We start from the raw sequence: 12,512 nt of genomic DNA, 5'->3' as shown, positions 1-12,512 counted from the left end.
GGTGCAACGGAAGTGGCTTTTTTGTGCCCGCTATTTAATGTTCAAGTTGATTAGTTCTCGATCTATTGGTCAGCTTTGGGCGCATATTGAAACGGTCTCGACTCAACATAGCCCTACCAAATGTGTTATTGATTTCGCATAAAGCAATAATAGAAAGACGTATTTGCTCACGTTCACAAGCAGTCATTTTGTCGAGCGGTATATTAATATGAGTACTGGGTTTAAGTTTTGCGCCGTAGAGGATCATGGCTTTTTGTTGGTCAGACAATTTACTATATCGACTTGCCACACAGCTGCGGTCCAATAAGTCACGCAAAGCGTCAACACCGTGTTGAACGCGCACCACATCGTTGGCGGCAGGCTTATTTGTTGGTAAGTCAGTTTCTAATCTCGGCGTTTGTTCGCGCTCAATCTGCTGTAAAGCTTTCATAGAATCTCCTTTTACGTTACATCAGGCCAGGTATGGGCATAGTTTGAAATGCATCACTGGCGACGGTTAGCACAGGTATCGCTTGAAACTTCTGCTCAACGTCGTGTACAAAAATGGCAAGTTCTGCCATTACGTAAGTGGCACGTTTTACTGTTTCGTGCCGCATACGTTCAGTGACACGTTTAGTGGTTTTAACATCGAGTGCGAGTGCGCCCAGCTGGGCGGTGTTTGCAGATATATCAAGAGCGCGATCAGTCAATGGGGTTTGGTCTGCATTCGCTAAGCCGCCCAAATTGACCGACGGGGCACAATTGAGTTCAAGCAGAATGCCATCAACGATACATCGGTTATTACTGGCTTTACTGATGTTAACGAGTTCGTGAACAGAGAGCTGATGCGGTTGTTCGAGACACAGCTTATTGCGTAACATTTGGGAGCGGTAAAAATTAGCGGCCTGTGCGACCTCTTTTAAATTCTCATCCTGCGCGAACTGTCGTAAAGCGCCGTTTAAATGACTGACCTGTTCGTGACCCTGTTTACTGCTGTTGTCTGTATACATGTTCGCAAATTCCATTTTTGCTAATATTCAATTGAAGAGAAACGTGACAATTTGAATAGACGGTTAATTAGTACGCTTCAGCTAACTCAGCCGCTTCCTTGGCTAGCGCTAACATGTTGATGAAAGGTCGTTCTTGCGGTTTTAGTTTCGGCCTAATCGGAAGGCGCCCTTCTCTTACCTGCGCACGTACGGCACTCGGTTGAATGCCTGCTCGGCGGGCATACTCTTCAAATGAAATGAAAGGTGCGTCAATTTGATATGTGAAGTTGCTCATTTGGTGTTATCCTTTTACTTAATAGCGTTTGTGTCTATAAGTTGTCGAGGCTGACAGACACTGCATTTAACTTACGAGTGAGATTACACCCAAATGAGTGGATTCGTCAAATATAAAAACGACAAAACGTTTAAAGAACTTAACAAACCGTTAAATTGTGATGGTGGAAGACACCTAATCGAAAGGTTAATCCACCTATTTGAAGTTAGAAATCGTGTCGAATTGAGTGAACTTATAGGTGTAACCCCTGCCACCTTATCAACTTGGACGACTCGCCAGACAACACCCTATGAGTTGTTGATTAGGATCCATCTGTTAACCGGTTGGTCTATGGAATACCTGTGTTTTGGCAAAGGTGAGCGCGGTGGGAATAACGAGGCAACAGAGAGCTCTAATTATAAAATACGCGAATCAAGCCTCACTTATCATCGAAGTGTTTTAAAAGTTTTCACGATAAAAAATGGTAGCCTTGAACCTTACGAAAAATTTGAAGCGACAGATAACGTCATTGGTCACTTCAAGATTAAAGGTAACGATCACGACCTAGTAATCAAAGACTCTGATAATTTGCTATTTATCAACTCAGAAGAAAATGAGGGTGTTTCAGGTAAATATCTATTCTCCACAAATAATAGATATCAACTCGGAGAGCTAAAGCTCTTGCCCGATGGCAATACCTATCTGTTAGATGGTGATGAAAAATATCCCATCACCCCAGAAGTAACCAAGATCCACGGTAAAGTGGTTTCAGAGCTAAAAAGCGTTTAAACGAGTTCTCAATTAAAAGGATTTAATGATGAGTAACAAAAATCATATTAGTGACATGGAAAAAAAATTAGCACAATTGAAAGCTAACCATGTCGATACTCCAGCCCAATCAAAGGCGAGAAAGTTAGTTAAGCCTCTTTTTATGACCCTTGGTTTTACATTCCTTGGGTTATTTATCATGTTAATTTTCGTGCCTAGTAGTAAAAACCAAACAATAGTTAGCACGCAATCAATAGCTGAGGCTATACCCCGTGAAGTAGCTACTGCATCATCACCAGACTTGAAAGTACTGAACACGTTTGTAACATCGATAACTACTACCCTCAATAAAAAAGAAGCACATACACTTTCTTTAACTGATGATTCTAAAGAAAACAATTGTACTATTGTGTTTACTCTTGATTACTTGATTGCTGGAGTCGGCGAACTAAGCAACGTGAAACGTAACCAACCAGACTTTGATTTCAGTTGTAGCTGGACTGATAAATATTATGTACTTTCGAGCAATCACGATACTTATGCAAAAGTTCAGATAATTGAGGCCGCTGAGGGTATGCCAATGAAAGTTGGTTTCAATGCAAAATTGACAACACAAAAAGGTGAGCAAGCAACCTTTATCGCTGAGGATGTTGAGATTAAGAGGTTTTGGTAATAGAAAGTCTAATTCCTTTCAATGGAGATCTAAATGATGGAGCCTGAATCGTCAGTTCAAATGACAGTTTGGTTTAGCAGTGCAGCAGCAATTATAGCGGCGTTTATTCTTGGAGTAGTTTCCTTAACCGTTACTACTATCGCCAAAGAACAGAAAGTTTCCGAATTTAGGCTAGCTTGGATTGATGCTTTTAGAGTTGATATTGCTGAGTACATATCTCTTTGTTTTGATTATGTCAGTATATCTAACAATATGACTTGCGATGATAAAGAGCCAAAAGAGAAAGTGCTGTTTGAAAGTGGAAGCGCGAACTTGAACCCTAATATATTGGCTTTTAATTCATCCGAGGCAAGAATAAAGCTTCGCTTAAATTGGGATGAGCACACTGAGATAATGGCAACTATATCCCAAATATCTAAATGGCGTAGTAAGTACAAAAATGGAACAGCCACTAAGTTGGATCTAGAGGATTTAGTTGAAGTGTTACTGTCCGATTCGAATAAAATCATTTCCTATGAGTGGAAAAGAGTTAAAAAAGGAGAGTTTCTGAATCGTGTCATTATTTCAGCAGGAAGAATAATAGTTACTGTATCACTATCAGCAGCTTTAACTGCAGGCATTCTCTACAAAGTAATAACTTAGGTACCAAAGGTAGATAAACCATGTCTATTCGTAACTTAAAAGATGGCAGCAACAAACCTTGGAAACTCGACATACGTGTCGACGGCAGAGAAAGCAAGCGCATTAGAAAAACCTTCGCCACCAAAGGTGAAGCTGCTGCTTATGAAGTTTTTGTTTTAAAGAAAGTCGACGCTAAACCTTGGCTGGGGGAAAAGGTGGATAACCGCCGCTTATCTGAGTTAATCGAACGCTGGCATGATTTGCATGGGCGACAACTGACCCAACCCGCTCAGCGAATGACTAAACTCAAAATGATTTGCGGTGCGTTGGGTGACCCTGTCGCACACAAGATCACAGTTAACGATTTTGCCAATTACCGTCAAATGCGTTTAGATGGTGAAGTCGCCGACGCGCAAGGTAATAAGACCAAAGTAAAACCAAACACCATTAACCACGAGCACGCCTACTTAAACACGGTATTCAATACGCTTAAAAAACTGGGGGAATGGTCATTACCCAACCCCTTAGATGGTATTGAGCTGTTTAAAATTGAAGACATCGAATTAGCATTTCTTTATAAAGAAGAGATTCCCGTTGTACTGCGCGAATGTGCCAATGCCAAATATGAGCACCTTAAAACTATTGTGCTTATATGCTTGGCCACTGGTTGCCGCTGGTCAGAGGCAGAAAGCTTACGCGGTAGCCAAATTGCCCACAACCGCATTACCTTTGTTAAAACCAAAGGTAAGAAAAACCGCACCGTCCCCATTGCCCAAGAGTTGGCCGACATACTGCCCCGCGTTCGTGGACCATTATTCAGGCCATGCCGGAAATCATTCGAACAAGCTATTAAACGAACTGGCCTAGAATTTCCAGACAGGCAAATGACTCACATCTTACGCCACACATTTGCCAGCCACTTTATGATGAACGGCGGTAATATCCTGGTACTAAGGCAGATACTCGGCCATTCAGATATCAAAGACACAATGCGTTACGCCCACTTCGCCCCCGATCACCTGGATGACGCTATCACCAAAAACCCAATAGCAGGATTACTCAATGTCCACACCTAACCAAATTGATTTCATTTGCTTTAAAAGAGACACTGTTCTTCTTACTGATGCGACGATAAAACACAAAAGAAATTTAATATTCCTATCAGCACTTAGCTTGGTATTAGTATACCTACCAACTTTTGCAGACATTGATTACATTGGATCTTTTTTAGGTATGAGGTTTGGTACCCAAAGTGACATTTCTAACCCTGGAATAAAAATTTACCATTTAATTTTCTTCACTAGCGTTGCACTTATATATGAGCTAGTAATGTTTAAACACAATTACCAGGAGTCGATTAAAGCATTTAATGAAGTAGTCAAGCCTTCAAAAAATGATGATAGAGCATACTGGAGAAAAACTATCGACTTGCCAATTAGTACTTTAAACGAACAATTCAAAACTACTGAAAAAGAACTATTCAAAAAATTAAGTGAAAATTCTGAAAAATTTAATAGTTTAGCTAAAACAAGAGTTGAAATTGACAACATAATTGAGGCACTAAACGCTGATATTCAGCCTTATATAACTAAGATGAATAACGAATACCGTAGGCTATCAGGTATCCAATCCAATTGTGGAAAAGTATCTAAAGAAAGCCCATGTTCACTACTCTCTGAAAATAATGCAGAACAATTGGGTGAATTGGCTAACAGGATCACTAGAATCATAGAGGTTTATAGTTCGCATGAGAAAGTGCAAAGTAGTGAGCTTCTTAAAGAGCTTACTATTACTTCAAATTTAACAAATTTTTATAGGGAAACTGAAGCTAGTATTCTAAGCCTTAATAGTAACTATGAAGAAACTAAAAATGTGACAACAAAGCTAATAGATACAATTATGCAGTCATCTTTAGATAGGAATAAAAATGAATTTATTAACTATAAAATACCAAGATATTTGTCAACTACCGCACTAATTTTATCAGCGTTAACAATATTGTATGAGCTATTACCATTTTTAATTCCTGAAATAATCAATCTGTAAAACATCTTATTCTCGCCAGTGGAGGAAAAGCTTTGGTAAATAAATACTCCCCCTCTACGATGTCACAGATACAATGCGTTACGCCCACGTCCCCCACCGACGTAATAACCATTAACCGACTTGGAGTTGTCACAAAATGAAGATAACTAGAAACGTTATAGTAGCGGTCATTATTGGCTTTTTTCTTATCTTATTAGTACCCTATTTGATGACTTTTAATGGAGGCCTATCTAATGATTCTAATCAGTGGGCACATTTCGGCACCTACATTGGTGGCACACTAGGGCCTATTGGTGCTTTTCTCGCATTCTGGGGCTTGATACAACAAAATAGTATGTACAGACGAAATGCAGAACTCGAACGAGTAGTGCTGAAATTAGATCAATTGGATAGCGAGATTGCGAGTCTTGCGACACATTGCCTTGGTTACACTACCAATCCTGGCCAGTACGAAAGAATCAAACATGATTTGACCTCACTTCTACTTCGTTATGATCCAATGTCGACAAAATTAATAGAGGAGAAGCGGGAGACATTACTTGGAAATAAGACCGGACTGCAAAGGCCTGATGATAATTACAGAGCCGTATCATCAATTTCATCTAAAATAGTTTTAATAGAACGATATCTACACTCAATAAAAACCTTGGGCAACGAAATTGAAGTTGCACGGTACAATGACAAATATCACCATTTACTAAAAGAATTGAAATTAAAGAGTTGGATTAACTTTGATAAATTTGAATAGTGAATTTTTGTCACGTTCTCCTTCTACTATTAAAGTGTCCACAAAGTGCCCACAGAGGCCAACAGCTACCGATAGTGAACTATAGCCACAAACGCGTAAGCTTCTGAAAAGATTGTAAGTCGTTGATTAACATGCGCCATGGATAGGATGTAGGCTTTTTGGACGCGGGTTCGAGCCCCGCCGCCTCCACCAAATATAGGAACGAAGACACCCTAGGGTGTCTTTTTTTCTGCCTGCGATTTATAAAATCAATGACTTAGCGTACGTTAAGAACCGAAGACTCACGACAAAGCCTTGAGGTAATGGGAACACTAATAGTAACATCAGGCCACATTACAGATTACTGGTGTTCCTATTATGGCTAAAACAACGACTCCTCTTACAGCAACTCAGGTATCTAATGCAAAAGCTAAAGAGAAAGAGTACAACCTCTGCGATGGCCGAGGATTGAGACTAAGGATAAAACCCAACGGTTCAAAGATTTGGCTAATTAACTTTAAAAGACCTAGTACAGACAAACGAACAAATTTTAGCTTAGGCTCCTTCCCCGATGTTTCATTGGCCAATGCTAGAAGAAAGTGTGATGAAGCCAGAACCCTTCTATCTCAAGGAATCGATCCACAACACCACCAGCAGCAACAGAAAGATGCTGTAAAAACAGATGCTGAAAACACCCTCAAGTCGGTAACTGATGCTTGGTTTGAAATTAAAAAGCAGAAGGTTTCTGAAAATCACGGCCAAAAACTGTATCGTCGCCTTGAACTGTACTTGTTCCCAGCCCTGGGTGAAACACCAATCAGTGCCTTAACTGCCCCACAAGTCATCCAAGTTCTCAAGCCTGCAGAAGCTAAAGGCAATGTAGAAACCTGTAAGCGGGTGATCAGCTGGCTAAACGAAGTGATGACCTTTGCGGTAAACACAGGCTTAATACACTCAAACCCACTAATTGGTATCGCTGCCGCCTTTGGCGTTCCAGAGAAGCGACAAATGCCTACCCTCAAGCCAGAAGAGCTACCAGAGTTTATAGAAGCACTAACCTACTCCAACATCAAGATAACCACACGATGCTTAATTGAACTGCAGCTGCATACTATGACCCGCCCTGCGGAAGCCGCGAAAGCGAAATGGATTGAAATTGATTTTGATAAGCAGTTGTGGACGATTCCAGCTGAGCGCATGAAGATGAAGCGTGAACACATCATCCCACTCACACCACAGGTCATATTGCTACTAAAGCGCATGCAAAAGATCAGTGGTGACTTGGAATACATATTCCCCGCAGATAGAAACAAACATAACCACACCAACACCGAAACAGCCAACATGGCTATTAAGCGTATGGGCTTCCAAGGCCGCATAGTGGCGCATGGTATGCGTGCGTTAGCTAGCACCACATTAAATGAACAAGGCTTTGATGCTGAGCTTATTGAAGTATCACTTGCCCATGTAGATAAGAACACCGTTCGTGCCGCTTACAACCGAGCAGAATATATCGAACGCAGAAGAGAAATTATGTGCTGGTGGAGCAACCGTATTTGCCAGTCAGGGCAAGCACGGTAGCTAGGAGTCTGCCTCAATAATATTTTTATAGCCTCACTAGCTAGGATTACAAATGACTAAAAGTCCGTTGATAAAATACTTTAACCACGTGCCTGATAAATGCTCCATTGCCCGAGCTGCGAAAGCATTTGGCCTTGATAAAGAAGACTTCCTGAATTGGGCTCACGACCATGCTATCAAGCTCTATGTCAGTTTAGATATTGGCTTAGGTATCACTGGCGATGGTGAAGAAATTAATGATTACATGCGCCATTATTCGATCACCGAGAATAGGATTAGCGAGCAATTAAAAACGTTAAAGCAAGATCAGGCAGAGCTTAAAAGAGCATTAGAATTAGAGCTAGAGAAGGTACAGCATGAACAATTATGTTTACATCCAATCCTCTCTGCCATATCACTAGCCCCCACCGAAAGCAGAAACCATAACGGTTACGAAGCGTTGGGGCGCTGGGTTATCCCACCATGCTATGCACTAGAGTTTATGAATAATGAAACGGTAAAAATTGATGAACTGTTCACTGATTTCTCAATGATGTGTGGTGTTGAATTAGACAAGCCATACACGGCTAATATTAACAAGCTCAGTATTGCTAAAGAAGACTTACAAAAAATTGCTCAGAGTCTTAAATCTGGAAACCCGCTACCTATTCTCAACTGCGACGAGCCCCCCTTTCACTCCGAAGTCAAAAAGCCCAGAAAACAACGAGAAGACCTCGGATCTATCAAGCTAATTGAAATGCTATTAGACCGAGACAAAGACTTAACGGGTGTAAAAACCATCAGCAAAAAATACGATATCTTAGAAGGAAGTTTAGCTAAAGAAGGGAAAGTAATGCCCATATCAAAAAGAACATTACAAAACTTACTAGCAAAGCTCAAAAAGTAATCCCTTTCATTATTTGAATAAGCTAGCCATTCAAAGTGCGCAAGATAAACTTAGTGAGATTATCTTGCGCATAAAAAATATAAATATATCGCTATAAATATCAAATAACTAAATCATAAAAACTTATCTTGCGTGCTCACCTCTTTATCTTGCCCCCTTTTCAGCACTTCCTTTGTGATGATGCAGTTGTTCGATTCGATACAAACTGTAAATTAATGAGGAGATCCGATGAAGATCATCAGACTAAAAGAACTAACCGCAAAAACAGGCCTTTCCCGTTCTACCGTATATGAGTTGATAGCAAGTGATCAATTCCCTAAGCAGTTTCCACTAGGTCCAAGATGTGTTGGCTGGGTAGAGCAGGAGGTTGATGACTGGCTAACAGAGAAAGCAGCAAAGCGTAACCCAACTATCCATTAACCCTTAACTTAACTCTGTTTGCCCCTGAATGTAGGGGCAAGCTTCACTAAATAAGCACCATTCAATGGTGGGAAAATTATGAATAATAGTAATGCTTGGTTACCTAAACATTTAGAGCAAGAAAACGTCAATCAAATAGGTTATAGCAAACTCATCAGCCCCATAAAAATGGCTAAGCTGCTTAATATTCACCGAACGACGCTTGACCGATGGGTAAAAAATGGTGAGTTCCCTGAACCTATCCGAGAAAATGGACGAAGCAAAGGCTGGAAATATAGCGATTACATAGAGTGGTTAACCATTAAAAGCAAGACAATACTAAGAGTAAATCAACTCCACTAACACTAGTCCTGGCCCTTAGCGGTACATAGAAGACCTAATAAGCCTTTATGCATTCCCAGGTGCTCTTTTTACCACATAAATTCTGTATGAATCTCAGCATAGCCCTTTGGTGTAGTGCCATTGGGCAATGTTTTTGGCCGAAATACGGCGGGTTTTATTATTATGCCCCTACCAAGACCTGACAATAATCAACCCTATGTGTATCAAGACCAAATTCTCCCTATCCAGAAATTAGCAGGAGGTGTCAATAAGCAGATTATGAATAACCTCATCAGTCAGATCAAAAATATGCAAAGTTTATACTCTAGATTATTGCTGGTGCGTGTTGATATTAACCTCTACCAATCGAGCGGTAAAAATACACTTATCAGCAAGTTCATGAGGCAGCTAGTCAGGTCACTAGAGTCTCATTACAAATCTATCGTTGGTTACTTCTGGGTCCGAGAACAAACCGCACCGGAAAACAATATTCATTACCACTGCTTCTTTATCCTTGATGGCAGGAAAGCCAAGAACTCTTTTGGGCTAAAACCACATATTGAACGTGCATGCTATCTATCAGCAGACATAAGCTATTACTTTCCAGATAACTGTAACTATGTCATTAACCAAAACGACACAAATAGCCTGTTACTCGCCATCTACCGGACCAGTTACCTTGCCAAGAACAGCACTAAAGAATTTACGCCTTCAGGAATTAAGCGTTATGGTTACAACAGGATAAATTAGAACTCAAACTTTAGACTTTCCTGCAAAAAATTGAGTGCTTTATACTCAAAAATAATTAAACCAATATTTGTGGAACGGTTCGGCTTTTGATCCAAAAAATCAAAAAACCGATAACTAAGCCATTGAGTTATAGAAAAATAAACAGCAAAAATTAAAAAATAATCATCAAAAATTCGTCACGGAAATCGATCACTTTTATGCGCCATAGTCATCTCATAATTAAAAGACAAAATCGATACGCAAAAATGCCTAAATGCTATGAAAGCAATCCAAAAAGTAGCAAATTGCAAGACAATCAATTTATGTAACGTGGAAGGTCCGGATTAGCATCATAAAGTAGCTCTTTATATGATGCCCATTCAGCAAAATTTAGTTCAATGGAGTGGTGTTCCATATAAATAATAACGCTGGATTCATTTTGTTTATAACTAACCACCTTATCGGTATAGCTTGTTTCTTTATTGCCGCTTTTCACCGTTAGCAAAACATGTCCAGCAGTTTCATCTGTTTTTAGCTGCATACACAGCCCCCCGATTGATGACTCTCTGGAAAAAAGTCCTACATACTTGAATGCCTTTGAGGTGTTTTTATCGTGAAAGAAATCCTTGAACAATTCACTTTTATCACCAAACCCCGAATCCATCAGCCCTTGCTGCGAGTATTCCAACCAACGTTCAAGAGCACTATCGATGCCAAATTGTTTATCCATTAGACCTTGTGAATACAATGCAGGGTTTGTAGTAAGATCTTCTGCATGGAATCGGCTATTGGAAATTAATGTACGTTCGGCTTCATTATTCGGGACACGATTAAGATCGACTAAGTGCTTAAAACAAAACGAACCGACAAACCTGCCAGCAATGTAGCAATTACGTTTCCAGGCTTGCGCGACACACGCTGCAATATCAGCTCGACACTTCCAATATCCATAAATCCATAATTCGCAAAAGTGATATCGGTAAATTGGAAACTCACCTAGCTCGCCAACCTGCTCTCTCATCAATATTAATGCATCATACTCATCAGGCATTGACTCTGTGGTTAACAACCAGCCATCTATTTTATTTCCACCTGCATGTAAAACAGCATCTAACCAATCACCAAACAGCTTAGGCTGCTTATAGAAATGCTTAAGCTCATATAGCTCTTCTGAACCACCTTCAAGCCAGTCAATACGGATGCCAAAGAGTGTTGCTGCCGCGTCTACAACCTCAGTACTCAAGGCCTTTAAAAGCTCTGTGTAGTCTTCTACTTGATGGAGAGTAAGGTTATGGCCAAAGAAGCGAGGTATTTGCGCTCGAGCGACGCCATGCGCTTCAAACAAACGAATGAAACGCTGGGCGGTGTTTGTTACTACTGGCTCAGGGTTGCGCCATTTATTGAATCTATCTTTAAGAGAGTAGAATGCTTCAATATCACCTAATCCAACCATGGACAATTGTCCTTTTTCAGATTACTGTATTTCACTATGATTCAACTTTCGTCACTTCAAAACCATATTGGCTAACTAGCTCAATTAAACGAGTTACACTACCTATACTCCATTGGTTTGATATGGCAATAACTTCACCAGAATCAAGTTCAACGAGGTCTTCATCATTTGAATGATATCGCTTCATTTTGCTTTCTGTAACATCCGATATAAGTATAGCTATTCGTCGACGTATATCTTTATCAAATACTTTCAGCAAATCAGTTAAAGAATTTGGCTGCTGATCTTCAATCCAATCGGCCATAAGCGCTAATGCTAAATTTCTCTTGTTGTAAGTCCGTTCTTTATATTTAAAGCGCGAATAATCACGCCCGCTAGCAGACTCACTTCGTTGCTCTGCTCGCTTCTGCCGAAACTTAATCTGATACTCTTCTGCTTCAGGAACTGGAATAATCTGCTCTGCATTAATCAAGATATCATCGTTATATTGATAAGGTGTTAAACGGACACAAGTTATATCAAGCTGCTTATCACGTAACCAAAGCACTGAGGTTGTCAGTTCCTTACCAAAGTCGGCAGAGGCTAAAACAATCCGAACATCGTTACCAAAATCATCAATACTTGCTTCATCTAAATCTACAAAATCAAGGATTGATTCTCTAGCATCCAATTCAAGCCCTTCCGCTTGAATATATCTATCAAAATAATCACAAGCTTTATCGAATGTCATGTTTGATATCATTGCTGCATAGCGGAGCGCTTGTAGCTCCATGTGATCCCCAGTTTCATCTCGCTTAAGTTCAATAACGACTAAGTTTGCATTCTTATCGATAGCTAAAAGGTCTATGCGTCGCCGGCTGTCTTCCCAATCAGAAAACTCTTCGGAGATGACAAGACAATCAGGTGCTATGGCTTCAATATTTTGCTTCAATGCTACCTGCAGATCCCGGCGTTCATGCAGGCCAGCTTCAGCAAACGTTGTCTTTTTGAGGGCTCTTATGCATTGATTCGAAATACTATATAAGCTCAACTTAACCGCCTTTTT

General features: G+C 40.2%; 16 protein-coding genes. 11 read left to right on the top strand and 5 right to left on the bottom strand.

The window, feature by feature from the left end; translation table 11 throughout:
* Nucleotides 1-34: 34 nt before the first annotated feature.
* From AB4135_RS10895 to AB4135_RS10885, 3 genes are all read right to left on the bottom strand, one after another.
* Nucleotides 35-430: a hypothetical protein gene (locus AB4135_RS10895; RefSeq protein ID WP_371992790.1), complete on the bottom strand. Its 396-nt coding sequence runs from the start codon at nt 428-430 to the stop codon at nt 35-37.
* A 16-nt stretch (nt 431-446) separates the two neighbouring features.
* The gene (locus AB4135_RS10890) at nt 447-989 is read right to left on the bottom strand and encodes a phage regulatory CII family protein (RefSeq protein WP_371992788.1); all 543 of its coding nucleotides are present in this window, start codon (nt 987-989) and stop codon (nt 447-449) included.
* 67 nt (nt 990-1,056) lie between these two features.
* The gene (locus tag AB4135_RS10885; RefSeq protein WP_102038998.1) at nt 1,057-1,263 is read right to left on the bottom strand and encodes a DNA-binding protein; all 207 of its coding nucleotides are present in this window, start codon (nt 1,261-1,263) and stop codon (nt 1,057-1,059) included.
* Nucleotides 1,264-1,356: 93 nt separating this feature from the next.
* Here AB4135_RS10885 and AB4135_RS10880 point away from each other — a divergent pair, with 93 nt between their 5' ends.
* The 11 genes from AB4135_RS10880 to AB4135_RS10830 all read left to right on the top strand — a co-directional run bounded on the left by AB4135_RS10880 (nt 1,357) and on the right by AB4135_RS10830 (nt 10,035).
* Nucleotides 1,357-2,031, top strand: coding sequence for a helix-turn-helix domain-containing protein (locus AB4135_RS10880; protein WP_371992786.1), 675 nt, complete (start codon nt 1,357-1,359; stop codon nt 2,029-2,031).
* Nucleotides 2,032-2,059: 28 nt separating this feature from the next.
* A complete protein-coding gene (locus AB4135_RS10875; RefSeq protein ID WP_371992784.1) occupies nt 2,060-2,683 on the top strand; it encodes a hypothetical protein in 624 nt (207 codons plus the stop codon).
* A gap of 33 nt (nt 2,684-2,716) precedes the next feature.
* Nucleotides 2,717-3,325, top strand: coding sequence for a hypothetical protein (locus AB4135_RS10870; protein ID WP_371992782.1), 609 nt, complete (start codon nt 2,717-2,719; stop codon nt 3,323-3,325).
* A gap of 20 nt (nt 3,326-3,345) precedes the next feature.
* Nucleotides 3,346-4,380, top strand: a complete 1,035-nt coding sequence (locus tag AB4135_RS10865) for a tyrosine-type recombinase/integrase (RefSeq protein ID WP_371992780.1) — start codon at nt 3,346-3,348, stop codon at nt 4,378-4,380.
* Nucleotides 4,367-5,350 carry a hypothetical protein gene (locus AB4135_RS10860; RefSeq protein ID WP_371992778.1) on the top strand — a complete coding sequence of 328 codons (984 nt, stop codon included), beginning with the start codon at nt 4,367-4,369 and terminating at the stop codon, nt 5,348-5,350. The genes AB4135_RS10865 and AB4135_RS10860 overlap by 14 nt, the downstream gene beginning before the upstream one ends.
* 136 nt (nt 5,351-5,486) lie before the next feature.
* Nucleotides 5,487-6,098 (top strand): hypothetical protein, encoded by a 612-nt coding sequence (locus AB4135_RS10855; protein WP_371992776.1) that lies wholly within the window; start codon nt 5,487-5,489, stop codon nt 6,096-6,098.
* Nucleotides 6,099-6,455: 357 nt separating this feature from the next.
* A complete protein-coding gene (locus AB4135_RS10850) occupies nt 6,456-7,658 on the top strand; it encodes an integrase domain-containing protein (RefSeq protein WP_371992774.1) in 1,203 nt (400 codons plus the stop codon).
* 52 nt (nt 7,659-7,710) lie between these two features.
* Complete coding sequence (locus AB4135_RS10845) at nt 7,711-8,544, top strand: hypothetical protein (RefSeq protein ID WP_371992772.1); 834 nt, start codon at nt 7,711-7,713, stop codon at nt 8,542-8,544.
* Between the two features lie 228 nt (nt 8,545-8,772).
* On the top strand, nt 8,773-8,964 hold the full coding sequence (locus AB4135_RS10840) for an AlpA family transcriptional regulator (protein ID WP_220740484.1): 192 nt from the start codon (nt 8,773-8,775) through the stop codon (nt 8,962-8,964).
* Between the two features lie 78 nt (nt 8,965-9,042).
* Nucleotides 9,043-9,306, top strand: a complete 264-nt coding sequence (locus AB4135_RS10835) for a helix-turn-helix transcriptional regulator (RefSeq protein ID WP_371992770.1) — start codon at nt 9,043-9,045, stop codon at nt 9,304-9,306.
* A 162-nt stretch (nt 9,307-9,468) separates the two neighbouring features.
* Complete coding sequence (locus AB4135_RS10830) at nt 9,469-10,035, top strand: inovirus-type Gp2 protein (protein WP_371992768.1); 567 nt, start codon at nt 9,469-9,471, stop codon at nt 10,033-10,035.
* Nucleotides 10,036-10,330: 295 nt separating this feature from the next.
* Here the strand turns inward: AB4135_RS10830 and AB4135_RS10825 are convergent, their stop codons facing one another.
* Both AB4135_RS10825 and AB4135_RS10820 read right to left on the bottom strand, forming a co-directional pair.
* A complete protein-coding gene (locus tag AB4135_RS10825) occupies nt 10,331-11,467 on the bottom strand; it encodes a hypothetical protein (RefSeq protein ID WP_371992766.1) in 1,137 nt (378 codons plus the stop codon).
* Nucleotides 11,468-11,501: 34 nt separating this feature from the next.
* A complete protein-coding gene (locus AB4135_RS10820; protein ID WP_371992764.1) occupies nt 11,502-12,497 on the bottom strand; it encodes a hypothetical protein in 996 nt (331 codons plus the stop codon).
* Between the last annotated feature and the right edge of the window lie 15 nt (nt 12,498-12,512).

The sequence above is a fragment of the Shewanella sp. 10N.286.54.B9 genome (assembly GCF_041468565.1).
Taxonomy (GTDB): Bacteria; Pseudomonadota; Gammaproteobacteria; order Enterobacterales; family Shewanellaceae; genus Shewanella.
This window is presented reverse-complemented; position numbering and strand designations above follow the sequence as displayed.

What these genes read in the sequence shown, in the direction of transcription:
- AB4135_RS10825 (WP_371992766.1), bottom strand. Translation starts at nt 11,467, where the DNA reads ATGGTTGGATTAGGTGATATTGAAGCATTCTACTCTCTTAAAGATAGA.
- AB4135_RS10875 (WP_371992784.1), top strand. Translation starts at nt 2,060, where the DNA reads ATGAGTAACAAAAATCATATTAGTGACATGGAAAAAAAATTAGCACAA.
- AB4135_RS10860 (WP_371992778.1), top strand. Translation starts at nt 4,367, where the DNA reads ATGTCCACACCTAACCAAATTGATTTCATTTGCTTTAAAAGAGACACT.
- AB4135_RS10845 (WP_371992772.1), top strand. Translation starts at nt 7,711, where the DNA reads ATGACTAAAAGTCCGTTGATAAAATACTTTAACCACGTGCCTGATAAA.
- AB4135_RS10870 (WP_371992782.1), top strand. Translation starts at nt 2,717, where the DNA reads ATGATGGAGCCTGAATCGTCAGTTCAAATGACAGTTTGGTTTAGCAGT.
- AB4135_RS10850 (WP_371992774.1), top strand. Translation starts at nt 6,456, where the DNA reads ATGGCTAAAACAACGACTCCTCTTACAGCAACTCAGGTATCTAATGCA.
- AB4135_RS10840 (WP_220740484.1), top strand. Translation starts at nt 8,773, where the DNA reads ATGAAGATCATCAGACTAAAAGAACTAACCGCAAAAACAGGCCTTTCC.
- AB4135_RS10895 (WP_371992790.1), bottom strand. Translation starts at nt 430, where the DNA reads ATGAAAGCTTTACAGCAGATTGAGCGCGAACAAACGCCGAGATTAGAA.
- AB4135_RS10890 (WP_371992788.1), bottom strand. Translation starts at nt 989, where the DNA reads ATGTATACAGACAACAGCAGTAAACAGGGTCACGAACAGGTCAGTCAT.
- AB4135_RS10855 (WP_371992776.1), top strand. Translation starts at nt 5,487, where the DNA reads ATGAAGATAACTAGAAACGTTATAGTAGCGGTCATTATTGGCTTTTTT.
- AB4135_RS10835 (WP_371992770.1), top strand. Translation starts at nt 9,043, where the DNA reads ATGAATAATAGTAATGCTTGGTTACCTAAACATTTAGAGCAAGAAAAC.
- AB4135_RS10885 (WP_102038998.1), bottom strand. Translation starts at nt 1,263, where the DNA reads ATGAGCAACTTCACATATCAAATTGACGCACCTTTCATTTCATTTGAA.
- AB4135_RS10865 (WP_371992780.1), top strand. Translation starts at nt 3,346, where the DNA reads ATGTCTATTCGTAACTTAAAAGATGGCAGCAACAAACCTTGGAAACTC.
- AB4135_RS10830 (WP_371992768.1), top strand. Translation starts at nt 9,469, where the DNA reads ATGCCCCTACCAAGACCTGACAATAATCAACCCTATGTGTATCAAGAC.
- AB4135_RS10880 (WP_371992786.1), top strand. Translation starts at nt 1,357, where the DNA reads ATGAGTGGATTCGTCAAATATAAAAACGACAAAACGTTTAAAGAACTT.